Genomic DNA, 24,091 nt, shown 5'->3' on the forward strand with positions numbered 1-24,091 from the left:
AGCTTCAGGCCTCGGGGTCCGCGTCCGGCTCCGGGTTGGGCCGCCGCCGGTACGACCCCGGCGCGCCGCCGGTCCAGGTCTTGAAGGCGCGCTGGAACGCCGCGCTGTCCGAAAAGCCCAGCTCCTCGGCCAGCGTCGCCAGCGGCACGGTGCTGGTGTTCAGGCGCACGATGGCCACGTCGCGCCGCAGTTGGTCCTTGAGCGACTGGAACGAAGTGCCCTCGGTTCCCAGGTGGCGCTGCAGCGTGCTCACCGACATGTGCAGGCTGCGCGCGGTCGTGGCCAAGTCGGTCCAGGCCGGGCGGTGCTGCTGCAGCACGGTGCGCACACGCGCGCTCACGGCCAGCTCGCCCAGCGGCGGCAGGATGACGTGGGCCGGCGCGGCGGCCAGGAAGTCGCGCATGGCCCGTGCGTCGCGGTGGATCGGCGTGGCCAATGCGCTGGCGTCGAACCACACGGCCGAGAGCGGCTGGCCGAACTGCAGCGGCGCGGGAAACACCTTGCTGTAGCCGGCCGCATAGGGCGGCTGCTCGAAGCCGAAGTCGAAGCGGCGCGCCGTCAGCCGGCCGCCGTGCAGCCAGGCAAAGAGCCGCCAGTACACGCGCAGCATCAGCTCGTGCAGGAAGTTCAGCGGCGCGCTCGGCATGCCCTGCACACGCAGGCCGAAGCCCGCGAGTGGCCCTTCGCGCAGCAGCACCATCTCGAGGTCGTCCTGCAGCAGGCTGAAGGTGCGGGCCACGCGGCGCAGCGCCACTTCGAGCGTGGGTGCGCCCATCGTGGCGCGCGTCATCAGTGCGAAGCTGCCGCAGCGCAGGCGGCGCGACAGGAAACACAGGGCCTCGTCGTCCAGCCGCTCCATCAGCAGTGCGAACAGCGCCACGTACTGCTCGGCCGTGACGCGCGCGCCCGGCGCGTCGAGCAGGGCGGGGGCGATGCCCGCGTCCTGCAGCGCGGTGTCGATGCTGATGGGTGCGTTGTCGCCGCGCGCGCGCACGCCCGAGAGCATGCCCTGGACGAACACGATCGGGATGGTGACGGGCGGTTGCAACATGGGTGAGCGAATCAGACCCGAGAGCGGTGTGGGTGTCGATTGAGGTTTTCTGCCATGCGGGCGATGCGAAGCGCAATCGCCGCGGCACGGCGCGGTTTCTACCATGCGTTCACACAAGAACCGAACGGAGACAACCGCCATGTACCAGACCCAGTCGCTGCACCGCAGCGTGCAGCAGCACCCCGACCGGATCGCCGTGCGCGCCGCCGGCCGCACCCTGAGCTTTCGCGCGTATGCCGAGCGCGTCGCCCGCCTCGCGGGCGCCCTGCAGGGGCTCGGCATGCAGGCGGGCGACCGCGTCGCCATGCTGGCGCTCAACTCGGCGCGCTACCTCGAGTACCAGATGGCCGTGCCCTGGGGCGGCGGTGTGCTCAACCCCTGCAACATCCGCTGGTCGGCCGCCGAAATTTTGTACTCGCTCGAAGACTCGGGCTCCTCGCTGCTGCTGGTGGACGACACCTTCCGGGCGGTGGTCGAGCAGATGCGCGGGCAGGCGACCAGCCTGCGCGAGGTGATCTACTGCGGCGACGGCCCGACGCCGCCCGGCATGCATGGCTACGAGGCACTGCTGGAGGCCGCCTCGCCCGTGCCCGATGTGGGCCGCCGCGGCGAAGACCTGGCCGGCATCTTCTACACCGGCGGCACCACGGGCTTTCCCAAGGGCGTGATGCTGAGCCACACCAACATGGGCAGCTCGGGGCTGGCCCTGCATGCCGAAGGCCTGGCCGCGCCCGACGGCTGCTACCTGCATGCCGCGCCGATGTTCCACCTGGCCGACATGGGCATCTCCGCACCGCACTGGCTCGAGGGCAACACGCACGCGATCATTCCGGCCTTCAGCCCCGAGGCGGTGCTGAACACCATCGAGAAAGACCGCGTCACGCATGCGCTGCTGGTGCCGACCATGATCCAGATGCTGGTGGACCATCCCGCCATGCGCGAGCCGCGCGACCTCAGCAGCCTGAAGTGCATCACCTACGGCGCTTCGCCGATCTCGGAGGCGGTGCTGACCCGCGCGATGGCCGCCTTCCCGGGCGTGGACTTTGTCCAGGCCTACGGCATGACCGAGCTGTCGCCGCTGGCCACCATCAACCCCGCGCGCAACCACACGGCCGAAGGCCAGCGCCGGGGCAAGCTGCGCTCGGCCGGCCGCGCGAGCTACTGCACCGAGGTGCGCATCGTCGACGGCGAGGGCGTCGAGGTGCCGCGCGGCACCGTGGGCGAGGTGGCGGTGCGCGGCCCCAACGTGATGCAGGGCTACTGGAACCAGCCTGCGCAAACGGCTGCTGCCGTGCGCGGCGGCTGGATGCACACCGGCGACGGCGCGTACATGGACGACGACGGCTACATCTTCGTGGTCGACCGCCTGAAGGACATGATCATCAGCGGCGGCGAGAACATCTATTCGGCCGAGGTCGAGAACGCCATCAACCAGCACCCGGCCGTGGCGGCCTGCGCCGTCATCGGCATCCCGAGCGAGGAGTGGGGCGAAGCCGTGCATGCGGTGCTCGTGCTCAAGCCGGGCCAGGAGCTGGCGGCCGATGTGCTCATCGCGCATTGCAAGGCGCTGATCGCGAACTACAAGTGCCCGCGCAGCGTGGCGGTGGTCGAGGCGCTGCCGCTGTCGGGTGCGGGCAAGGTGCTCAAGACCCGGCTGCGCGAACCCTTTTGGCAAGACCGTCAACGAAGCGTAGCCTGACGGCCGAAATTCCTTCTTCCTATTTCACTCATTCATTTCAGGAGACGCTCATGAGCCAGGATGTCTATGTAGTCGGTGTCGGCATGATCCCCTTCACCAAGCCGGGCGCGAACCAGCCCTACCCACAGATGGCGGCGCACGCCACCAACGCCGCATTGAAAGACGCCGGCATCGGCTACGAGCTGGTGCAGCAGGCCTACGTCGGCTACGTGTACGGCGACTCCACCGCCGGCCAGCGCGCGCTCTATGAAGTGGGAATGACCGGCATTCCGGTCGTCAACGTCAACAACAACTGCTCCACCGGCTCGACCGCGCTGTTCCTCGCGCGCCAGGCCGTGGCCAGCGGCGCGGCCGATTGCGTGCTGGCGCTCGGCTTCGAGCACATGAGCCCCGGCGCACTCGGCGCGGTGTTCAATGACCGCCCAAGCCCGTTCGACCACTTCGAGTCGATCACCGACGAGCTGGTCGGCAACGAACAGGTGCCGCTGGCGCTGCGTTACTTTGGCGGCGCGGGGCTGGCGCACATGCAGCAGTACGGCACGCAGATGTCGACCTTCGCGAAGATCCGCGCCAAGGCCAGCCGCCATGCATCGAACAATCCGGTGGCGCTGTTCCGTACCGTCGTCACCGAAGACGAGGTGATGGCCGCGCCCGTCATGTGGCCCGGCGTGATGACGCGGCTCATGGCCTGCCCGCCGACCTGTGGTGCAGCTGCGGCCATCGTCTGCTCGCCGCGCTTTGCCGAACGTCACGGCCTGGACCGCAGCGTGCGCATCAAGGCGCAGGCCATGACCACCGACCGCGCCGTCACCTTCGAGAGCCGCGACATGCGCGAAGTGGTCGGCTTCAGCATGGCGCAGGAGGCGGCGCAGAAGGTGTACGACGCAGCCGGTGTCGGCCCGCAGGACATCGACGTGGTCGAGCTGCACGACTGTTTTGCGCACAACGAACTCATCAGCTACGAAGCGCTGGGCCTGTGCCCGGTCGGCGGCGCCGAGAAGTTCGTGGTCGATGGTGACAACACCTACGGCGGCAAGGTGGTGACCAACCCGTCGGGCGGCCTGCTGTCGAAGGGCCACCCGCTGGGGGCGACCGGTCTTGCGCAATGCACGGAGCTGGTCCAGCAGCTGCGGGGCACGGCAGACAAACGGCAGGTCGAAGGCGCGCGGATGGCGCTGCAGCACAACCTCGGCTTGGGCGGCGCGTGCGTGGTCACGCTGTACGAACGCGTCTGAGAAAAGGCAGAACATGATCGACAAGAAATGGATCGGCCATGAGCTGCCTGCGTCGGTACTGCCCATCGAGCGCACCCGGCTGCAGTTCTTCGCCAAGGCCATCGGCGAGACCGACCCGGTCTACACCGATGCCGCCGCCGCACGCGATGCCGGCTACCCCGACCTGCCCGCGCCGCCGACCTTCCTGTTCGCGGCCGAGCTGGACTCGGGCGCGTCGGGCCAGATGCTCGACGACCTGCAGATTCCGCTGTCGAAGCTGCTGCACGGTGAGCAGAGCTTCGAGTACCACCGGCCGGCCTGCGTGGGCGACACGGTGACGGTTCGCTCCACCATCAGCGACATCTACGACAAGAAGAACGGCGCGCTCGAATTCGTGGTGAAGACCTCGCGTGCCACCAACCAGCGCGACGAACTCGTGGCCGAATTGCGCACGGTGATCGTGTGCCGCCACTGAAAGAAGCTGCATCCATGACCTCCATCACCTACGACACCGTGCAGATCGGCGACGAGCTTCCCGCCTTGCAGCTCGCGCCGGTCAACCGCACCACGCTCGCGCTCTTCGCGGGCGCCTCGGGCGACCACAACCCGATCCACATCGACACAGATTTCGCGCGCAAGGCCGGCATGCCCGACGTGTTTGCGCAAGGCATGCTGGGCATGGCCTGGCTCGGCCGCTTGCTCACGCAGTGGGCGCCGCAGTCGCAGCTGCGCCGCTTCGACGTGCGCTTCCAGGGCATCACGCACCTGGGCCATGCCGTGCGCTGCACCGGCCGCGTGCTCGAGAAGCTGGAGCACAACGGCGAGCGCTGCGTGCGCGTGGAAGTGCTCAGCGCCAACCAGTACGGCCAGGCCCGCATCGCGGGCGAAGCGCTCGTGGCGCTGCGCTGACCCTTTGAACGAACGAATCAAGAGAAGAGAGAAAAGAGACATGACACCCAAACTCGAAGGCAAGGTCGCCCTCATCACCGGCTCGGGCCGCGGCATCGGCCGCGCGATCGCGCTCAAGCTCGCGTCGGAAGGCGCACGCATCGTCGTCAACGACCTCGATGCCGAACCGGCCGAAGAAACCGTGCAGGCCATCCGCGCCGCCGGCGGCCAGGCCGTGGCCTGCGTCGGCAGCGTGTCGGCGCCGGACTTTGCCGAGCGCTTTGTCGGCACGGCGGTGAGCGAATTCAAGGGCCTGGACATCATCGTCAACAACGCCGGCTACACCTGGGACAGCGTGGTGCAGAAGATGACCGACGAGCAGTGGTACGCCATGATCGACGTGCACCTGACGGCGCCGTTCCGCATCCTGCGCGCCGCGCAACCGGTGATTCGCGCGCTCGGCAAGGCAGAGACCGAAGCCGGCCGGCGCGTGGTGCGCAAGGTGGTCAACATCTCGTCGGTGGCCGGGCTCTTCGGCAACGCGGGCCAGGCCAACTATTCGACCGCAAAGGCCGGCATCGTCGGCATGACGCAGACGCTGGCCAAGGAGTGGGGCCGCATGAACGTCACCGTGAACTGCGTGGCCTTCGGCTTCATCCAGACGCGGCTCACGGCCAGCACGGCCGAGGCCACCACGGCGAACATCGAGGGGCGCGAGATCAAGGTCGGCGTCAACCCCGGGCTGCTGGCGATGATGGAACAGTCGATCCCGCTGGGCCGCGGCGGCACACCCGAAGAAGCCGCCGGCGCGGTGTACCTGCTGTGCGCGCCCGAGTCGGACTACGTGAGCGGCCAGACGCTCATGTGCACCGGCGGGCTCACGGGGATTTGAGATGACCACGATGCAGTTCGAGGAAGGCATTGCCTGGGGCGTGCAGGACGGCATCGGCCGCATCGTGCTGAAGCGGCCCGAGCGCGCCAACTCGGTGTCGCTGGCGAGCAGCCATGCGCTGTCACGGGCCATCAACGAGGTGATCGACGCAGCGCCGCGCGCCATCCTGCTGACCGGCGAGGGGCGGGTGTTCTGCGCGGGCGGTGATATCGATTCGTTCGTGGCTGCCGGCGACAAGTTGCCCGAGCTGGTTGACGCCATCCTCGATCGGCTGCATCCCGCGCTGCTGCGGCTGGCGCAAAACCCGGCCCCCTTGGTGGTGGCAGTGAACGGCACGGTCGGCGGTGCCGGCGTGGGGCTGGCGCTGTGCGGCGACTTCGTGCTCGCGGCCGAGTCGATGAAGCTGCGCACGGGCTACGCGGCCATCGGGCTGTCGCCGGACGCGGGGAGTTCGTATTTCCTGTCGCGGCGCATCGGGCCGGTGAGGGCGCAGCAATGGCTGATGCTCAGCGACCCGATCGACAGCGCGCGGTGCCTGGCGACGGGCGCGGTCGATGCGCTGTACCCGGATGGTGAACTCGCAGCCGCAGCCGAAGCGTTGGTGACGCGGCTGGCAAACGGCGCGACCGCATCGTTCGCAGGCATCAAGGCGCTGTGCAGCGGTGCGACGGCGCGCCCGATCGAAGAACACTTCGAGATGGAGCATCGCCTGCTGCGTGAACGATCGGGCAGCGCGGATGCGCGCGAGGGCGTGGCGGCCTTCACTGCGAAGCGCGCGCCGCGCTTTGCAGCGCGCTGAGCCCCGGGGGCTACAACTCAGCTCTTCTTCTTGAACAGCTTCGTCAGGCCCCAGAGCGCGGCACCGCCCGCCACCACGGCGACCTTCGCGAACTTGGCCAGGAAGGCGAGGGCGATTGCGAACAGGCCCAGCTTCTTCGCGGCCGCACCGGCCACCAGCGCGGCCAGTCCATAGGCGGCGACCTTGTCGGTCGATGCGTTGAAGTCCGCGTACTTCTTGCCGTCGTCGTACTGCAGCGCGCCGAGCAGCTTGGTGGCGTCGGGCTTGTACTTCTCGAGGTCGTTCGCGTTGGTGATGAGGTTCAGGCTGACGTAGCCCTCGCGGCCCAGCGCATAGGTGTTGTAGTTGACGCCGGGGTTGCCGCCGTCGCTGCCCTTTTTCTTCGACAGCGCCGACCACACCAGCCGGTGCGTCGAGGCTTCGTACTGCGGCTTCTGCGCCCAGCCCGTGACCTCGATGGCCGGGATGCCGCGCTTGGCGCGTTCCTCGTTCGCGGCCTCGGTGCCTTCCTTCAGGCTCGTGAGCAGTTCGTCGGCGTTCCAGTCCTTGGCGTCGTCGTCCTTGATGTAGCCCTCTTTCACGAACTTCACGACCGCCATCCAGTCGCCGTCATCGGCGGGGAAGATCGCGCCGATGAAGGTGTCGTCGGTGCGGTTGCCCATGCTGCGCATGAGCTGCGCGGCGGCGGGTGTGGGCACCCAGACGTAGCCGGCGGGCAAGTGCAGGTGGGCCTGGTCGCGCAGGGCGATGTCAGCGGGACCGGCTTTCTGCACGGCCTTGGCGGCCTTGAAAGCGGCTTCCTGCTCGGCTTCGAGCGAGCTCGCCGCAGAGGTGGTGGAAGCGGTGGTGGGGGATGCGGCGTTGCTGATGTGGGTGGCCGTCAAGGCGCACGCGAACAGCAAGCCGGCCGTCAGGCGGGCCGTATGAATACGCAAGTTCTCTCTCCTCGGTTGTTGTCGTTTCTGGTGAGACGCGAGGAGTTTATCGGCGCGCGAAGCCGCGCTGGCAGCGGGCTTCAGGGCCAGGGCGTGGGCGGCGGAATCTCGCACACCGGCTCGACGTCGATGCTCTTGAAGTCGGCCGGCGAGACGATTTCCAGGTACTCCATGTCGGGCGAGTAGTCGAAGAGAAAGTGGCGGATGCCGGGGCGCTGGTGCACCACGTCGCCGGCCTCGACGCGCGTTTCCTTGTCCTCGTACATGAAGCGCGCCCAGCCCTTGAGCATGATGACGATCTGAAAGTCCGCCTCGTGGCGGTGCCAGCCGGTGCCCGTTTCCGGTGCCATGTTGGCCTTGACGAGGTGCGCGATCACCTTGCCGTGGGTGGCGGCCGCAATGCCGAGGTCGCGGTACAGGAAGAAGTCTCGCAGCCCGCCCGAGACGTAGTCGGTGTCGGCGGGCTTGACGTGGGAGAACTGGGTGGCGGTTCGGTCCAGCATGGGCGCTCCTTCGCGGGGGATGATGCTGCGATGCAGCATGCATAAACCGTTCCTGCGCGGGGCCCATTGCTTGACGGCCCGCAGGCCGCTCCAGATACTCAACCGCATGGTTCACTCAGATGCCCTGGACGCCGTGTTTGCGGCGCTGTCCGACCCGACGCGTCGCAGCGTGCTCGAAGCGCTGGGCGAGGGTGGCCTCAGCGTGACCGAGCTCGCCGAACCGCACGGCATGTCGCTGACCGGCTTCATGAAGCACTTGCGTGTGCTCGAAAGCGCCGGCCTCATCTCGCGCACGAAAGCGGGCCGCGTCGTGCGCTGCGAGCTTTCGGCAGGCCCGATGCAGGAGGCTGCCGTGTGGCTCTCGCGCTATGAGAAGTTCTGGACCGGCCGCCTCGATGCACTGGCGCGCTTTCTCTATCACCAGGAGGACACCGAATGGCGAAACCTTCCCCCAGCCCCACCACCAACCTCATCACCGAGCGCCCCTCGCTCACGCTCCGTCGGCACTTCCGCGTCAGCCCCGCCAAAGTCTGGCGCGCGTGGACCGACCCGCAAGCGCTGAAGCACTGGTTCGGCCCCGAAGAGATCGTCGACGTGCCGCTGGCCGAGGTCGACCTGCGCGTGGGCGGGCGCTTTCGCGTGACCATGTTGGCGGGCGACGGCGAGACGCACGACGTGAGCGGCACCTACCTGGAGGTCGTGCCCGAGCGCAAGCTGGTCTTCAGCTGGGCCTGGCGCAGCACGCCCGAGCGCGAGTCGCGCGTCACCGTGCAGCTTGAACCTGATGCGGGCGGCTGCGAGCTCGTGCTCATGCACCAGCAGTTCTTCGACGAAGCGGCGCGTGACGGCCACACCCACGGCTGGACCGGCTCCCTCGTCAAGCTCGAGAGCTGGCTGCTCGGCGGCGACACCGGGTGACAGAACAACCGACGGCCACTACCGACGTACTCGACGCGCTGGACGCGATCTATCGCACCGAGTCGCGCCGCATCTTCGCCACGCTGGTGCGCCTGCTGGGCGACTTCGATCGGGCCGAAGAAGCCCTGCACGACGCCTTTCGCGCCGCGCTCGAACAATGGCCGCGCGAAGGCGTGCCGGCCAACCCGCGCGCCTGGCTGGTGTCGGCGGGGCGTTTCAAGTCGATCGACGGCATCCGCCGGCAGGTGCGCTTCACCGCGTGGGACGAGGCCACTGCCCACACCGACACGCTGGCCGACCCTGCGCCCGCCTGGCACGAGGCCGACCCCGATGCCGACGCGCTCGAGGACGATCGCCTGCGCCTGGTCTTCACCTGCTGCCACCCCGCGCTCGCGCCCGACGCCCAGGTGGCGCTCACGCTGCGCGAGGTCTGCGGGCTGGCGACCGAGGAGATCGCTCGCGCCTTTCTCGTGCCCGCGCCCACCATCGCGCAGCGCATCGTGCGGGCCAAGGCGCGCATCCGCGACGCTGGCATTCCGTACCAGGTGCCGGGCCTGGCCGAGCTGCCCGAACGACTCGATGCCGTGCTGCGCGTGGTGTACCTGGTGTTCAACGAAGGCTACGCGGCCTCATCGGGCGAGAGCGTGACGCGCGCCGACCTGTCGGCCGAGGCGATCCGGCTCGGGCGGCTGGTGGCCGAGTTGTTGCCCGACCCCGAGGCGCTGGGCCTGCTCGCGCTGATGCTGCTGCACGACGCGCGCCGCACCGCGCGCACCTCGGCGCAGGGCGAGCTCGTGCTGCTCGACGCGCAAGACCGCAGCCTCTGGCACCGCGGGCAGATCGGGGAGGGCGCGGCGCTGGTCGAGCGCGCGCTGCTGTCGCGCCGCTTCGGCCCGTACACCTTGCAGGCCGCCATTGCCGCGGTGCATGCCGAAGCGCCCGAGGCCGCCGACACCGACTGGCCGCAGATCGTCGGCCTGTACGACGTGCTGCTGCGGCTCGACCCCTCGCCCGTGGCCGAACTCAACCGCGCGGCGGCCGTGGCGATGCGCGACGGGCCGGCGGCCGGGTTGGCGCTGATCGATGCGTTGCTCGCGCGCGGCGAGCTGGCTCAGTACCACCTGGCGCATGGCGCGCGTGCCGAGCTGTGCCGGCGCCTGGGCCGCACCGACGACGCACGTGAGGCTTATCTGCAGGCGCTGTCGCTGGTCCGCCAGCAGCCCGAGCGGCAATTTCTGGAGCGGCAGCTGGCGTCTTTGCCGGGCACAAAAAGTTTTTGACGGCCCGTGTCGATTTCGGCCGTCGCCGTTCGACCAGTGATGTCCTCACTCAAATCTGCAAGGAGATTCCGCATGAAATACCTCTGCCTCGTTCATTGCGACGAAGCGGTGCTTCGCGCACTGTCGCCCGACGAGCGCCGCGCGCTCAGCGCCGATTCGATGGCCTACGACCGCCTGCTCGAAGCCGCCGGCCACTTCATCGCCGCCGAGGCGCTGACCTCGGTGAGCGCCGCCAAGGTGGTGCAGGTGCGCCAGGGCCAGCGCTCGCACGTCGACGGCCCGTACGCCGAAGCCCGCGAGCAGCTGTGCGGCTTCATCCTGGTCGAAGCGCGTGACCTGAACGCCGCGATCCAGCTGGCGGGCCGCATTCCGATGGCGCGGTACGGCGCCATCGAAGTGCGTCCCATCGACGTCATGGAAATGATCGAAAACCCGAAGGGGAATGTCGCATGAGATACCTTTGCCTGATCTACGGAACCGACGCGCAGACGAGCCACTTCTCGGCGCAGGACATGGACCACTACATCAACGAACACATCGACTACGACGCCCATCTGCAGGCGCTCGGCAAGCTCGTCGTGGCCGAGGCCTTGCAGCCGGCCGGCACGGCGGTCACGGTGCGCATGCGCAACGACAAACTCTCGGTCACCGACGGGCCGTTCGCCGAAACCAGCGAGCAACTGGGCGGCTTCTACCTCGTCAAGGCCGACAGCGAAGAAGAAGCGCTGCAGCTCGCGGCCGGCATTCCGTCGGCGCGCTTCAGCAGCATCGAGGTGCGCAAGGCCTTCTCGAGCAGCGACAGCGGCAACCGGGGGGCCGGCCCATGAGCGGCGCCACGAACCGGGCAACGCCCGCCCGCGCCACGGCGCGCGAATGGACCGGCCTGGCGGTCATCGCGCTGCCGTGCATGCTCTATTCGATGGACCTCACGGTGCTGAACCTGGCGATCCCGTCGATCAGCGAAGACCTCAAGCCCACGGCGTCGCAGCTGCTGTGGATCGTCGACATCTACGGCTTCTTCGTGGCCGGCCTGCTGGTCACCATGGGCACGCTGGGCGACCGCATCGGGCGGCGCCGGCTGCTGCTGATCGGCGCGGTGGCGTTCGGCGTGGCCTCGGTGCTCGCGGCCTTCTCGACCAGCGCCAACATGCTGATCGCCACGCGCGCGCTGCTGGGCGTGGCGGGGGCGACGCTGGCGCCGTCCACGCTCTCGCTCATCCGCAACATGTTCCTCGACCCGGCGCAGCGCACCGTGGCCATCGGCGTGTGGATCTCGAGCTACTCGGCCGGCGCGGTCATCGGCCCGGTGTTGGGCGGCGTGCTGCTGCAGTTCTTTCCGTGGGGCTCGGTGTTCCTCATCGGCGTGCCGGTGATGGTGCTGCTGCTGGCGCTCGGCCCGTGGCTGCTGCCCGAGTACCGCGACCCCGACGCGGGCGCGCTCGACCTGGCCAGCGTGGCGCTCTCGCTGGGCGCGGTGCTGGCCGCCATCTACGGCATCAAGCAGGTGGCCGAGCACGGGCCCGACGCGGTGTCGCTGCTGGCCATCGCGGTCGGTGCGCTGCTCGGCTGGCTGTTCGCGCGCCGGCAGGGGCGGCTGGCGAATCCGATGATCGACCTGCGCCTGTTCAGGCTGCCGGCCTTCAGCGTCTCGCTGGGGGCCTACATGCTGGCCTGCTTCGTGATGTTCGGGCTCTTTCTGTACAACGCCCAGTACCTGCAGCTGGTGCTCGGCCTGTCGCCGCTGGAGGCGGGCCTGTGGAGCATGCCGAGTGCTGGCGCCTTCATCGTCGGCTCGATGATCGTGCCCGCGCTCACGCGGCGCCTGTGCCCGGCCTATGTGATGGGCGGCGGGTTGGGCTTGGCGGCGCTGGGCTTCGGCATGCTGGTGTTGCTGCCCGCGCAGGGCGGGCTGGCCTGGATGGTGACGAGCGCGATCATCTCTTCGCTCGGCCTGGCGCCGGTGTTCACGCTGGCCACCGACCTGGTCGTGGGCAGCGCGCCGCCAGAGCGCGCGGGCGTGGCCTCGGCGATCTCGGAAACCAGCTCCGAGTTCGGCGGGGCGCTGGGCATCGCCATCCTCGGCAGCGTCGGCGCAGCGATCTACCGCGCGGCCATGGCCGATGCGGTGCCGGCCGGCCTTGTCGATGCGGCTGCGGTCGAAGCCGCCCGCAGCACGCTGGGCGGCGCGGTCGCACTGGCCGCGGAACTGCCCGGGACCACCGGCGCCGCGCTGATCGACACCGGGCGTGAGGCGCTGCTGCGCGCCCTGCGGCTGGTGGCCGGCCTGTGCGCGGTGGTTCTGTTGTTCGTTGGCGTGCTGGTGGCGGTGCGGCTGCGCGGCGTGGGCGCGTCGCATGCGGTGGAGGGCGCCGTACCCCCGGGCGGCGCCGCATTGCCGGAGCGTTGACGAGCCTCCATACTGGGGCTTCCACGACGCATCCCCACGACCGAACGGAGGCCCCATGAGCAACGAACTGCGCAAGAAGCTGCATGACCTGGCGGAACTGTCCGACAGCACCTCCGACCCGCAGACCAAGGCCATCGTCGAGGCGATCCGCCTGCAGACGGCGGTGCTGAACGAGCGGCTGTTCAGCATCGAGCTGCAGCTCGGGGTGCTCGCCAAGCGCATGGAAAACACCACCGACTGAGTCGGGCGCTGCTTTGTGGGGATAATCCCCGGCATGAGCGGCAACACCTTCGGAACTCTCTTCGCGGTCACCAATTTCGGCGAGTCGCACGGCCCGGCCATCGGCTGCGTGATCGACGGCTGCCCCCCGGGCATGGCCCTGAGCGAGGCCGACATCCAGGGCGACCTCGACCGTCGCCGCCCCGGCACCAGCCGCCACGTCACCCAGCGCAACGAGCCCGACGCGGTGCAGATCTTGTCCGGCGTGTACGAAGGCAAGACCACCGGCACGCCGATCGCGCTGCTGATCCAGAACACCGACCAGCGCAGCAAGGACTACGGGCAGATCGCCCAGCAGTTCCGCCCCGGCCACGCCGACTTCACCTACTGGAAGAAATACGGCATCCGCGATCCGCGCGGCGGCGGGCGTTCTTCGGCACGGCTCACGGCGCCCATGGTCGCGGCCGGCGCGGTCGCCAAGAAGTGGCTGGCCGAAAAATACGGGATGGTGTTCCGCGGCTGCATGACGCAGATCGGCGAAATCGCCATTCCCTTCGAGAGCTGGGACCACGTTCCCAACAACCCCTTCTTCGCCCCCATCGCCGACGTGAGCGCGCTGGAGGACTACATGGACCGCCTGCGCAAGGCCGGCGACTCGTGCGGCGCGCGCATCCGCGTCACCGCCACCAACGTGCCTGTGGGCCTGGGCGAGCCGCTGTTCGACAAGCTCGACGCCGAAATCGCCTACGCCATGATGGGCATCAATGCGGTGAAGGCCGTGGAAATTGGCGCCGGCTTCGACAGCATCACGCAGCGCGGCACCACGCACGGCGACTCGATCACGCCGACCGGTTTCCTCAGCAACAACGCGGGCGGCATTCTGGGCGGCATCAGCTCGGGGCAAGACCTCGAGGTGAGCATTGCGATCAAGCCCACCAGCTCGATCATCAGCCCGCGCCAGTCCATCGACGTGAACAACAACCCCGTCGAAGTCATCACCAAGGGCCGCCATGACCCCTGCGTGGGCATCCGCGCCACGCCCATCGCCGAAGCCATGCTCGCGCTGGTGGTGATGGAACACGTGCTGCGCAACCGCGCGCAGTGCGGCGACGTGAACCCGCCTGTCGAGAAGAGCGAAGCTGCGTCGCCGCAGTCGTCTTTCCTGTAGTGTCGACGCCGCCACCTGTGGCCGCCGCTGGGCGCGGCCACCTGTTGGCATTCGCTGGCCTGTCGGCCAGCTACTTCGCGCACATCGGTTTCTTCAATCCTTATCTGCCGTTGTGGCTCAAGGACCTGGGCCTGCCGATCTTCACGATCAGCCTGCTGGCCTCGGTGCAATCGATCACGCGCGTCTTTGCGCCCTATGCCTGGGGCGCGCTCAGCGACCACACCGGCCAACGCGTGAAGCTGCTGCGCTTCAGCGCCGCCGTGGCGCTGGCCAGCTCCTTCGGGCTGTGGTGGCACGGCGGCGCCTGGTGGCTCGCGCTCGTGCTGCTCGTGATGTTCACGCACACCAGCTCGATGATGTCGCTCACCGAAGCGGCCATGGCGCAGATCGTCGCAGGCGACTGGGGGCGCTACGGGCGCATCCGCCTGTGTGGCTCGGCCGGCTTCCTGGTCACCGTGTTCGTCGCGGGCGAATGGTTCGAGCGCTTCGGCATGAAGCACTTTCCGTACTGGGCGGCTGGTACGCTGGCCGTGGTGCTGATCGCCACGATGAAGCTGCCCGACGTGCGCGAGCCGCCCGCCGCGCACGACGCCGTGAAGGAACCCATCGGCCCCGTGCTCCGCATCCCCGCCGTGCGCTGGTTTTTTGCCTCGCTGTTCTTCCAGGTGATGTCGCACTTCTCGGTGTACGCGTTCTTCTCGCTGTACCTCGACTCGATCGGCTACGGCAAGAGCACCATCGGCCTCTTGTGGGCGCTGTCGGTGGTGGCCGAGATCGTCTGGTTCTTTCTGCAGGGCCGCCTCATCGGCCTGTTGCCGATGCCGCGCTGGATGCTGGTGTGCGGCATCGCCGGCGTGGCGCGGCTCGGGCTCACAGCCGGGCTGGGCGGCTTCATCGCGGCGCTGGTCATCGCGCAGTGGCTGCACGCGCTGAGCTTCGCAGCGCACCACACGGCCTGCATCGCCGTGGTGTCGCGCCGCTTTCCCGGCCACCTGCGCGGGCGCGGACAGGCGCTGTTCACGGTGATCGGCTACGGCTTCGGCGGTGTGCTGGGCGTGCTGCTCGGCGGCGCGGTGGCGCAGGAGCTGGGCTACCGCGTCATGTTCGCGCTGGCGGCGGTGCTGGCGGTGGCGGGGACGTTGTGCGCTTGGCGGATGGTGGTGCTCGAGCCGTCGGGGCGCGTGGCAAAGGCCTGAGCGGGGGGAGGAGAGCGCTTCCGGGGCGAAGTGTCATGGGTCGTACATGACCGAGTCATGGCCGCGACCTACGCTGGGTGCTTCCCAACGTTTTGTCTTGTCATGTCCGATTCCGTCGATTCGCGCGGCGCACGCGCGCTTCCGCTTTCTTCTTCCCCCCTCGCTTCCGACAACGAACGCACCACGCCGCATCCGGCACCGCCGCCGCGCCGGCAGATGCTCAAGCTTGGTGCTTCCCTGCTCACCGTGGGCAGCAGCAGTGCCTTGCTCGCCGCCTGCGGTGGTGGTGGTGGCGGCAGCGCCGGCTTCGGCCCGCTGCCGGCCCCCGCGCCAACGCCCAACCCGCCCGCGCCGGCGCCTGCCGTGAGCAAGCGTTCGAGCTTCGCGCTGGCCGTGATGCCCGACACGCAGTTCTATGCGCGCTACGCTACAACCGATGAGAGCAGCCAGTACGAAAAGCGTTTCGGCAGCGAACCTTTCGCGGCGCAGACCCAGTGGATCGCGGCGAATGCCAAGGCGCTGAACATCCCCTTCACCATCCATCTGGGTGATGTCGTCGATCAGGTTGGCAAGGAAAAGCAGTGGCAGGTCGCCGACGCCGCCATGAGGTTCCTCGAAGACGCCAAGCTGCCATACAGCATCCTTGCCGGCAACCATGACGTGGTGAACGATGTCGACTACGGTGTCGATCCGGTCGGCGGGACCGACGCGACACGTACCCTCGGCGCCGAGCCTTACCTGAAGTGGTTCGGCGCCGAGCGCGCCAAGCGCCAGGCCACCTTCGGTGCGCGCGACACCAGCGGCTTCCACGAGTACCACGTGTTCGAAGCGCAGGGCCAGAAGTTCATGGTGCTGTCGCTGTCGTGGCGGGTGTCCGACGCGGGCATCGCGTGGGCGCGGCAGGTGATCGCGAAGAACCCGACGCTGCCGGTGATCCTGGTCAACCACCAGCTGCTCAACATCGCCCCGGACGGCACCAGCCCGCTGGAAACCGACTACGGCAAGATGCTGTGGGAGAAGTTGATCCGCGACAACGACCAGATCTTCATGACGCTCAACGGCCACCACCACGGCGCCGCGCACCTCACGAAGACCAACGACTTCGGCCACAAGGTCGAGGAGATGGTGGTCGACTACCAGATGGCCTACCAGGGCGGCAACGGCCTGATGCGCCTGTACGAGTTCGACCTGACGAACAAGCAGATCAAGGTGCTGTCGTTCTCGCCCTGGGTGCCGCAAAAGCCCGCCGCCACGCTGAACACCTTCGACCAGGCCGTGCTCACCACGCCCAACGAGGCCTTCACCATCGAGATGGATTTCGCGCAGCGCTTCGCGGGCTTCAACAAGGGATTTGCCGCGGGCGAGGCCACGGTCGAGCAGTCGCTGGTCGAGCAGGCGAAGGCGCTGATCCTCGCCAACTACAAGGACCCCGAGGCCACCGTGCAGCGGCCCGCCGTCGATGCGGAAGACTATCCCAAGGTCGCGAACACGCTGGCGCACTGGCGCTTCGTCGGCGGTACGCTGAACCAGCCTGTGCTGCCGGGCACCGTGATCGCCGACGTGACGGGCGCGAACCCGCTGCGACGCGATGCGCTGAACCAGAGCGTCATCCGCAATGCCGCCGACGGCGACATCATCTGGACCGACGACCGCCACCGCCTCTCGGCCGCGCCGGGCTCGGTGCGCTTCCTCAACACCAACAAGAACCCACCGCCGCGGATGAGCTACTTCCTCACCGACCCGGCAGCGCCGATCAACGCGCACACGCTCGACCAGGGATACACGGTCGAAGCGTTCGTGAAGATCGACAAGGCCTGGACCAGCAAGGACCACGCGTGGATGAACATCATGACGCGCGACGGCCGCAGCGGGAACCTGCCCGGTTTCCAGGGGGACGGCGACGCGCCGCCGATGCTGTTCGCCATCTCGAGCCTGCGCGAAGTGCAATGGGAGGTCGTGCCGAGCCCGGCAGGCACCCCCTATGCAAAGACCAACTGGTCGGGCGAGGTCATTGCCGATCGCTGGGTGCACATCGCGATCGTCAACGACCCGGTGTCGCACGACACCACGATGTACGTCGAAGGCGCGCCGGTGCTGCGCAACACCGCGGCGGCGCAAGGACTGGCCTCGGTTGAGTCCACCTCGCAATGGGTGGTGGGCGGCGGCTCCTGGAACAACGACCGCTCCGACGGCTTCTTCGGCAACATCGGCGAAGTGCGCGTGGTGGCGTCGGCCCTGGCGCCGTCGCAGTGGCTGACGGCGCGCAGGGCGAGCTGAGGGCTACTTCTTCTTCCCGGCCTTCACCGGCTTGCCCTTGGCGGGGGCGGCACCCTTGCCGCTCCCGCCGGTCTCCTTCTCGAACATCGCAAAGTACTCCGAAGCCATCTTGCGCAGCGAGCGCCCGATGTTCGCGTAGTCGTACTCGTTGAGGTTGGCCAGCGACACGCGCCCCGAGGGGTGCTTGCCGCCGAAGCCGCGGCCCGGCAGCAGCACGATGCTGGTTTCGGAGGCGATGCGGAACAGCGCCTCGTTCGGCTGCAGCTTGGTCAGAATCCATTTGCCGAAGCGCTCGCCGTGCATCTGCGTGGCGATGTCCTGCAGGTCGAGCAGGTGGTAGTAGCTCACCGAGTTCGGGTCGGGCGGCAGCGGCAGGCCGAGCTCGCGGTACAGCGCTTCCTTGCGCCGCGAGACGATGTGCTTCATCGACTTCTTGTAGGTGTCGCCCTCGTCCATGAGGCAGAACAGCGAGAACATCACCATCTGCGCCTGCACCGGCGTGGAGAGGCCGGCCGTGTGGTTCAGGGCCACGGTCCGGCTGTCGGCCACGAGGCGGTCGATGAACTTCAGCTTTCGCGGCTCGGTGGTGATGGAGCTGTAGCGCGCGTCGAGTTCCCGGCGCTTGGCCTCGGGCAGGGCGGCGATCTTGCGGTCGAGGATGTTGTCCTCGTGCGTGGCGACCACGCCCATGCGCCAGCCGGTGGCGCCGAAGTACTTCGAGAACGAATACACCAGGATGGTGTTGTGCGGGCACATCGCGAACAGCGAAGTGAAGTTGTCGGCGAAGGTGCCGTACACGTCGTCCGTGAGGATGATGAGGTCGGGCCGCTGTTTCACGATGTCGGCGATGTAGCCCAGCACCTCGTCGCTGATCTTCACCGAGGGCGGGTTGCTCGGGTTGCACAGGAAGAAGGCCTTGACCTTCGGGTCGAGCAGCTTCTGCAGCTCCTTCTTCGTGAACTGCCAGTTGTTTTCGGCCGGCGCATCGATCAGCGCCTCAATGAGCTGGTAGTCGTTCAGGTGCGGGATCTCGATGTAGGGCGTGAAGATCGGCATGCCCAGCGCGATGGTGTCGCCGGGCGACAGCAGGTGGTTCTCGCGCAGGCTGTTGAACAGGTAGGTCATGGCGGCGGTGCCGCCTTCCACCGCGTACATGTCGAACCGGCCCACGAAGGGGTGGGTGTTGATCATCTCCTTGTGGATGTACTGGCCCACGATGATCTCGGACAGGCGCAGCATGCGGTCGGGCACCGGGTAGTTGCAGCCCAGGATGGCCTCGCACATCTCGTAGATGAAGTCGCCGGCCGACAGGCCCAGCTGGTCGCGCACGTACGACACGGCCGCCTCGATGAAGCGCACGCCGGGCTCGCCCGCATGCGACTTGGCGAAGATCTCGAAGCGCGCCTCGATGCCCTCGCGCTGCGGAAAGCCGCCCACGTCCGCCATGTAGATGTACGAGCGCTCGGCCTCGGCCATGGCGAACAGGCCGAACTGGAAGAAGCCGTGGCGCGGGGTGGTGGCCAAAAAGTTCGGGTTGCCGCGGCCGGCGTTGAGCATGAGCCGGTCACTCTGTCGTGCGACCTGGATCAGCGCATCCTTCAGTTCGAACGGGCTCAGCCCACCCAGTTTTTTCACGTCGCCGAAATCCATGGAGTGCTCCTTGGTTGAGAAAAAAGAAGAAAGGAAAAAAGGAAGCCGTGCTCAGACCAGCGCCACGATCAGCGGGCCGAGCAGCGTGAGGAACACGTTCGCCAGCGCGTAGGTGATGGCGAAGGGCACGGTGGGAATCGCGTTCTCGGCCTTGCCGAGCACTTCGCCGAAGGCCGGGTTGGCGCTGCGCGAACCGCTCAGCGCGCCGGCGAACACGGCCGTGTTGTCGTAGCGCAGCACATAGCGGCCGAACAGCATCGTGAGGATCATCGGCACGAGCGTGACCACCACGCCGACGCCGAAGATGGTCAGGCCCAGTTCCTTGATGGTCTGCACGGCCTGCAGGCCCGACGACAAACCCACCACGACCACGAAGCCCGCCAGGCCCAGGTCTTTCAGCAGCTGCACCGCGCTGGGCGGCAACGCGCCGAAGGTCTGCTTCTTCGCGCGGTACCAGCCGAACAGCAGGCCCGACAGCAGCGCACCGCCACCGGCACCGAGCGTCAGCGGAATGGCGCCGATCTTCACGCTCAGCAGGCCGATCAAGAGGCCCACCACCAGGCCTGCGCCGAGGTAGACGAAGTCGGTCTTGGCGCTCGGCACGATCACGTCGCCGACGAGGGCGGCCACGCGCTTCACGTCCTGCTCGGCGCCGAAGATCGACACCAGGTCGCCCACCTGCACGACGGTGTCGGGCTTCATCGGCAGCACCTGGCCCATGCGGCTGAGTTGCACCACGAAGATGCCGTGGCGCACGCCGCCGGCGGTGGCCTGGCGGATCTGGTCGATGGTCTTGCCGCCGAAGTCCGTGTTGGTGAGCACGATCTCGCGCTTGTGCATGGTGAGTTCCATGCCGTCGACCGCATCGACTTCCTTGCCCAGCAGCGGCGCGCTCGCCACCACGGCGTCGCGTCGGCCGACGGTGAGCACCTGGTCGCCCTGGCGCAGCACGAGCGTGGGGCTGACCTCGACGAACTTGCCGTCGCGCTTCACGCGCTCGATGGTGATGGTGGTGCTCGGGTTGGCGTTCTCGATGTCGGCCACCGTGCGCTGCGGGTCGCTCGTGAGCTGGTAGATGCGGCCGACCAGCGGCGGTGCGGCTTCCTGCTGGTCGGGGCCGAGCACCTTCACGCCGGCCTGCATCGCGGTCTCGGCGGCAATCGCGTCGTCGCGGATGCTGCGCCCCATGAGCTTGGGCAGGATGTTGACGCACACGATGATCGCGCCGAACGAACCGAACACGTAGGTCACGGCATAGCCGATGGCCACGTTGCCCTGCAGCCGCGCGGTCTCGGCCGCTGCGAGGCCGAGCTTGCCGATGGCGTCACCCGCGGTGCCGATGATGGCGCTCTGTGTGAGGCCGCCGGCCGCCACGCCCGCCGCCAGGCCCTTGTCGAGCCCGAACAGCTTGGCCATGACCACCACGGTCGCCAGGCCGGTGGCCGCCATCACCGCGGCCAGGATGATCTCCTTGATCGACTGTTTGCCGAGCGAGCTGAAGAACTGCGGCCCGCTCTCGAAGCCGACGGCGTAGATGAACAGCGCGAACAGCACGGCCTTCACGCCGCCGTCGATCTGCACGCCGACCTGGCTGACGATCACCGCCACCAGCAGCGAGCCGGCCACGCCGCCGAGCTGGAACTTGCCGAACTTGATCTTGCCGATCCAGTAGCCGACCGCCAGCGAGAGGAAGAGCGCCATTTCGGGCGACTTCTTGAAGAGTTCATGCAGCCATTCCATAGGGGAAGTCCTTTCAGGGCATCAATGGGAAGAAGGGAGAAGGGAAGGGCGTGGAGCGTCTCGGGTCGTTCGTCTTATTTCGCGTGCTGCACCAGTCCGGCCAGGGCCACGATGAGCGGGCCCATCAGCGGCAGCACGACGTTCGAGATGGCGTAGGTGATCGTGTAGCCCAGCAGCGGCGTGGCGTTGCCCGCGGCGTTCTGCACGGCGCTGAGCGCGGGCGTGCTGCATTGCTGGCCGGCGATGGCGCCCAGCAGCACCGGTGCTTCGAGCTTGAGCAGGCGGTGGCCGACGAACAGCGAGATGCTGGCCGGCACCACCGCCACGGCGATGCCCACCAGCGGCAGCGCAATGCCGAACTTCTGGATCAGCGCCAGCGCCTGCGGCCCCGAGGCCAGGCCCACGCAGGCGATGAAAGTGGCCAGGCCCAGGTCCTTCATGAGCGCGAGCGCGTCGGCCGGCACGCTCAGGCGGTGCGGGTGCTTCGACTGGTACCAGCCGAAGGCCAGCCCCGTGAGCAGCGCGCCGCCGCCGGTGCCGAGCGAAAACGGAATGCCGCCGATTTTTGCGCTGAAGCCGCCGATGAACACGCCCAGCAGGATGCCCGCGGCGGCGAAGCTGATGTTGCTGCGCGTGGAGGCGATCACGCGGTCGCCGATCTGCGCGATGGCGCTTGCCACCTCGGGTGCGGGGCCGTAGAGCTGGAGCACGTCGCCGCGCTGCAGCGTCAGGTCGTTGAGCAGTGGCATGGCGTGGCCGTCGCGCGCCACGCCGATCACCTGCACGGCGGACGGCAACGCGTTTTCCAGCATGCGCAGCCCACGGCCGAACCATTCACGGCGGTTGGCGACGACCTCGGTGGTTTCGACCACGGTGTCGAATGCGGCGGTGTCGGCGAACTCGGGGCCCAGCAGCTCGCCGACGTTGACGAGCGCGCTGCGCCGGCCGATGGCGAGCACGCGGTCGCCCACGCGCAGGCGCACGTCGGGCGCGACCGCGAGGCTCTGGCCGTCGCGCACCACGCGCTCGATGCTGGCCTGCCGCCCGAGGATCGACGTGAGTTCGCCGACCGAGCGACCCCGCCCCACGGTGACGCGGAACACGCGCCCGACCATCTCGGGCGTGGCGCTGGCGGCGGCCGGGTCGTCGGCACCGCCGCCCATGGTCTTCCAGAGCTTGTCGGCTTCCGCGCGCAGGTCGACGCGCAGCAGCAGCGGAAACACCTGGCTCGTGACGACCACGATGGCGATCAGCCCGAACACGTAGGTGATCGAATAGGCCGTGACCACGTTGGCCTGCAGCTGCGCGATGTCGGCGGGCGAGAGGGCAAGCTTGGAGATCGCATCGGTCGCCGTGCCCACCACGGCCGATTCGGTGGCCGCGCCCGCCATCAGCCCGGCGGCCGTGCCGCGGTCGAGCGACAGCAGCACGGTGGCGCCGAGCACCAGCGCGAGCACCACCACCACCTCGACCAGGCACAGCAGGCCCAGCCGCAGGCCCTTGGCGTCGAGGTTGGCAAAGAACTGCGGGCCGCCCGCGTAGCCGAGCGCAAAGATGAAGAGCATGAAGAACACGTTCTTCACGCTGTCGTCGAGCCGGATGCCCAACTGGCCGACGATCAGCGCGGCAATCAGCGTGCCGCAGATGCCACCGAGCTGGATCGGCCCGAAACGGATCTGGCCGACTGCGTAGCCAATGCACAGCACCAGAAACAAGGCGATTTCCGGATTGTTTCGGAGTATTTCCACGAAATGGCTGAGCATCTGCCGCAATTCCTCCGGGTTTATTTATTCAACTTGGCCGGCGGTGTGGAATGAAAAACAGAGCACTGAATCCATTGGCATCAAGGCTTTCCGGGCATCAGGCCGAAGCGCGAACTTTGCTCTGCATTCCACAAATTGATGATTTTTCGCATCGGTGGTTACGATAAATCAACAATTAGGACAATTGTCAAAATTTGAAAAGAATAGCTGTCGCGGCAATTGAAATGAGTTAATTTGAATTACAAATCGCCCGCCGCAGCGCAATCAACCGCTCAAGGTCACCCGCCGCCTCCCTCGGGTTTTCGATAACTAAACTTACTTGATTTAGTCGGTCGCCTGCTCGATAGTCCCCTTCGCGTTCGGATGTCTTTCCGCTTATTCGCAGGCAAGGCATCCGGTTCCACAGCAAGCACGGCAGGCGCTGAGCGCCTCGCCCCCTGAAGGAGACACCCCCATGTTCATCAGCCCGCGTTTCGTTCCCGCCCTGGCCGTTCTGGCCCTGGCCGCTTCCACTGCCTCCACGGCCCTGGCCGCCGGCGAACCGGTCATCGGCCTGGTCACCAAGACCGAGACCAATCCGTTCTTCGTGAAGATGAAGGAGGGCGCGCAGGAAGAGGCCAAGAAGCTCGGCGCCAAGCTGCTGTCGGGCGCGGGCAAGGCCGACGGCGACAACGCGGGCCAGATCACGGCGATGGAAAACATGATTGCCGCGGGCGCCAAGACCATCCTCATCACGCCGAGCGACGCCAAGGCCATCGTGCCGGCGATCAAGAAGGCCCGCGACAAGGGGATCATGGTGATTGCGCTGGACAGCCCGGCCGATCCGCCGGATGCGACCGATGCGCTCTTTGCCACCAACAACTACACGGCCGGCGTGCTCATCGGCGAATACGCCAAGGCCGCGATGGCCGGCAAGACGCCCAGGATCGTCGCGCTCGACCTGCTGCCGGGCCACCCGGTGGGCGCGCAGCGCCACAACGGTTTCATGAAGGGCTTTGGGCTGGCGGCCAACGATGCCAAGTCGAACGAGCTGTCGAAGGCGCCCGAAATCGTCTGCATGGCCGACAGCTTCGGCGACCAGGCCAAGGCGCAGACCGTGATGGAAAACTGCCTGCAGAAGGCGCCCGACGTGAACCTGGTCTACACCATCAACGAGCCCGCCGCGGCCGGTGCCTACAACGCGCTCAAGCGCGCGGGCAAGGAGAAGGGCGTGATGATCGTCTCGGTCGACGGCGGCTGCCAGGGCATCAAGGACACGGCCGCCGGCGTCATTGCCGCGACCTCGCAGCAGTACCCGCTGAAGATGGCCGCCATGGGTGTGGCCGCGGGTGTCGAGTTCGCCAAGACGGGCAAGAAGGCCTCGGGTTATGTCGACACCGGCGTGACGCTCATCGCCGGCAAGAGCGTGGCCGGCGTCGACAGCAAGGACACCAAGACCGGCACCGAGCTGTGCTGGGGCAAGAAGTAAACAGGTCGTCCCGGGAGTACACAT

The 24,091-nt window shown here is 67.7% G+C and carries 23 protein-coding genes; 17 read left to right on the forward strand and 6 right to left on the reverse strand.

Going from position 1 to position 24,091, the window contains the following annotated elements; all coding sequences use genetic code 11:
- Positions 1 to 4: 4 nt before the first annotated feature.
- Complete coding sequence (locus tag IG196_RS11100; RefSeq protein ID WP_192196189.1) at positions 5 to 1,051, reverse strand: AraC family transcriptional regulator; 1,047 nt, start codon at positions 1,049 to 1,051, stop codon at positions 5 to 7.
- A 139-nt stretch (positions 1,052 to 1,190) separates the two neighbouring features.
- Here IG196_RS11100 and IG196_RS11105 point away from each other — a divergent pair, with 139 nt between their 5' ends.
- The 6 genes from IG196_RS11105 to IG196_RS11130 are packed head-to-tail and all read left to right on the forward strand — an operon-like array spanning position 1,191 to position 6,543.
- A complete protein-coding gene (locus IG196_RS11105) occupies positions 1,191 to 2,750 on the forward strand; it encodes a long-chain-fatty-acid--CoA ligase (protein ID WP_192196190.1) in 1,560 nt (519 codons plus the stop codon).
- Positions 2,751 to 2,800: 50 nt separating this feature from the next.
- A complete protein-coding gene (locus IG196_RS11110; RefSeq protein WP_192196191.1) occupies positions 2,801 to 3,985 on the forward strand; it encodes a lipid-transfer protein in 1,185 nt (394 codons plus the stop codon).
- Between the two features lie 13 nt (positions 3,986 to 3,998).
- Positions 3,999 to 4,439 carry a MaoC family dehydratase N-terminal domain-containing protein gene (locus tag IG196_RS11115; RefSeq protein WP_101493760.1) on the forward strand — a complete coding sequence of 147 codons (441 nt, stop codon included), beginning with the start codon at positions 3,999 to 4,001 and terminating at the stop codon, positions 4,437 to 4,439.
- Positions 4,440 to 4,453: 14 nt separating this feature from the next.
- Positions 4,454 to 4,873, forward strand: coding sequence for a MaoC family dehydratase (locus IG196_RS11120; protein ID WP_192196192.1), 420 nt, complete (start codon positions 4,454 to 4,456; stop codon positions 4,871 to 4,873).
- Between the two features lie 40 nt (positions 4,874 to 4,913).
- A complete protein-coding gene (locus tag IG196_RS11125; RefSeq protein WP_099796383.1) occupies positions 4,914 to 5,744 on the forward strand; it encodes an SDR family NAD(P)-dependent oxidoreductase in 831 nt (276 codons plus the stop codon).
- 1 nt (position 5,745) lies between these two features.
- Entirely contained in the window at positions 5,746 to 6,543 is a 798-nt protein-coding gene (locus IG196_RS11130) for an enoyl-CoA hydratase/isomerase family protein (RefSeq protein ID WP_225617004.1), read from the forward strand.
- Between the two features lie 17 nt (positions 6,544 to 6,560).
- On the opposite strand, the gene IG196_RS11135 is transcribed toward IG196_RS11130, so the two are convergent.
- Both IG196_RS11135 and IG196_RS11140 read right to left on the reverse strand, forming a co-directional pair.
- Positions 6,561 to 7,478, reverse strand: coding sequence for a DUF2167 domain-containing protein (locus IG196_RS11135; RefSeq protein WP_192196193.1), 918 nt, complete (start codon positions 7,476 to 7,478; stop codon positions 6,561 to 6,563).
- 80 nt (positions 7,479 to 7,558) lie between these two features.
- Positions 7,559 to 7,981, reverse strand: coding sequence for a cupin domain-containing protein (locus IG196_RS11140; protein ID WP_192196194.1), 423 nt, complete (start codon positions 7,979 to 7,981; stop codon positions 7,559 to 7,561).
- Between the two features lie 106 nt (positions 7,982 to 8,087).
- On the opposite strand from IG196_RS11140, the gene IG196_RS11145 reads away from it, so the two are divergent.
- The 10 genes from IG196_RS11145 to IG196_RS11190 all read left to right on the forward strand — a co-directional run bounded on the left by IG196_RS11145 (position 8,088) and on the right by IG196_RS11190 (position 17,446).
- Positions 8,088 to 8,543 carry an ArsR/SmtB family transcription factor gene (locus IG196_RS11145; protein WP_192196195.1) on the forward strand — a complete coding sequence of 152 codons (456 nt, stop codon included), beginning with the start codon at positions 8,088 to 8,090 and terminating at the stop codon, positions 8,541 to 8,543.
- The gene (locus tag IG196_RS11150) at positions 8,453 to 8,899 is read left to right on the forward strand and encodes an SRPBCC family protein (protein ID WP_192196983.1); all 447 of its coding nucleotides are present in this window, start codon (positions 8,453 to 8,455) and stop codon (positions 8,897 to 8,899) included. Before IG196_RS11145 ends, IG196_RS11150 begins: the two co-directional genes overlap by 91 nt.
- Entirely contained in the window at positions 8,896 to 10,179 is a 1,284-nt protein-coding gene (locus IG196_RS11155; protein WP_192196196.1) for an RNA polymerase sigma factor, read from the forward strand. The genes IG196_RS11150 and IG196_RS11155 overlap by 4 nt, the downstream gene beginning before the upstream one ends.
- 72 nt (positions 10,180 to 10,251) lie before the next feature.
- A complete protein-coding gene (locus tag IG196_RS11160; protein WP_192196197.1) occupies positions 10,252 to 10,632 on the forward strand; it encodes a YciI family protein in 381 nt (126 codons plus the stop codon).
- Positions 10,629 to 11,006, forward strand: coding sequence for a YciI family protein (locus IG196_RS11165; protein ID WP_192196198.1), 378 nt, complete (start codon positions 10,629 to 10,631; stop codon positions 11,004 to 11,006). The genes IG196_RS11160 and IG196_RS11165 overlap by 4 nt, the downstream gene beginning before the upstream one ends.
- Positions 11,003 to 12,586 (forward strand): MFS transporter, encoded by a 1,584-nt coding sequence (locus IG196_RS11170; protein WP_192196199.1) that lies wholly within the window; start codon positions 11,003 to 11,005, stop codon positions 12,584 to 12,586. The genes IG196_RS11165 and IG196_RS11170 overlap by 4 nt, the downstream gene beginning before the upstream one ends.
- A 55-nt stretch (positions 12,587 to 12,641) precedes the next feature.
- Entirely contained in the window at positions 12,642 to 12,827 is a 186-nt protein-coding gene (locus IG196_RS11175) for a hypothetical protein (protein WP_056583411.1), read from the forward strand.
- Positions 12,828 to 12,860: 33 nt separating this feature from the next.
- The gene (gene aroC, locus IG196_RS11180) at positions 12,861 to 13,973 is read left to right on the forward strand and encodes a chorismate synthase (RefSeq protein WP_144004426.1); all 1,113 of its coding nucleotides are present in this window, start codon (positions 12,861 to 12,863) and stop codon (positions 13,971 to 13,973) included.
- Positions 13,973 to 15,169 (forward strand): MFS transporter, encoded by a 1,197-nt coding sequence (locus IG196_RS11185; RefSeq protein ID WP_192196200.1) that lies wholly within the window; start codon positions 13,973 to 13,975, stop codon positions 15,167 to 15,169. Before aroC ends, IG196_RS11185 begins: the two co-directional genes overlap by 1 nt.
- Positions 15,170 to 15,271: 102 nt before the next feature.
- Positions 15,272 to 17,446, forward strand: a complete 2,175-nt coding sequence (locus IG196_RS11190; RefSeq protein WP_192196201.1) for a LamG-like jellyroll fold domain-containing protein — start codon at positions 15,272 to 15,274, stop codon at positions 17,444 to 17,446.
- A gap of 3 nt (positions 17,447 to 17,449) precedes the next feature.
- Here the strand turns inward: IG196_RS11190 and IG196_RS11195 are convergent, their stop codons facing one another.
- The 3 genes from IG196_RS11195 to aspT (IG196_RS11205) form a co-directional block, all read right to left on the reverse strand.
- Positions 17,450 to 19,096 carry a bifunctional aspartate transaminase/aspartate 4-decarboxylase gene (locus IG196_RS11195; RefSeq protein ID WP_192196202.1) on the reverse strand — a complete coding sequence of 549 codons (1,647 nt, stop codon included), beginning with the start codon at positions 19,094 to 19,096 and terminating at the stop codon, positions 17,450 to 17,452.
- Positions 19,097 to 19,147: 51 nt separating this feature from the next.
- A complete protein-coding gene (aspT, locus tag IG196_RS11200; RefSeq protein ID WP_192196203.1) occupies positions 19,148 to 20,836 on the reverse strand; it encodes an aspartate-alanine antiporter in 1,689 nt (562 codons plus the stop codon).
- Positions 20,837 to 20,910: 74 nt separating this feature from the next.
- Positions 20,911 to 22,599 (reverse strand): aspartate-alanine antiporter, encoded by a 1,689-nt coding sequence (gene aspT, locus IG196_RS11205; RefSeq protein WP_192196204.1) that lies wholly within the window; start codon positions 22,597 to 22,599, stop codon positions 20,911 to 20,913.
- A 454-nt stretch (positions 22,600 to 23,053) separates the two neighbouring features.
- Between aspT (IG196_RS11205) and IG196_RS11210 the strand changes: the two genes are divergently transcribed.
- Positions 23,054 to 24,067: a sugar ABC transporter substrate-binding protein gene (locus tag IG196_RS11210; RefSeq protein WP_192196205.1), complete on the forward strand. Its 1,014-nt coding sequence runs from the start codon at positions 23,054 to 23,056 to the stop codon at positions 24,065 to 24,067.
- The last annotated feature ends 24 nt before the right edge of the window (positions 24,068 to 24,091 follow it).

The organism is Variovorax sp. 38R (assembly GCF_014843395.1).
Lineage (GTDB): Bacteria > Pseudomonadota > Gammaproteobacteria > Burkholderiales > Burkholderiaceae_C > Variovorax > Variovorax paradoxus_H.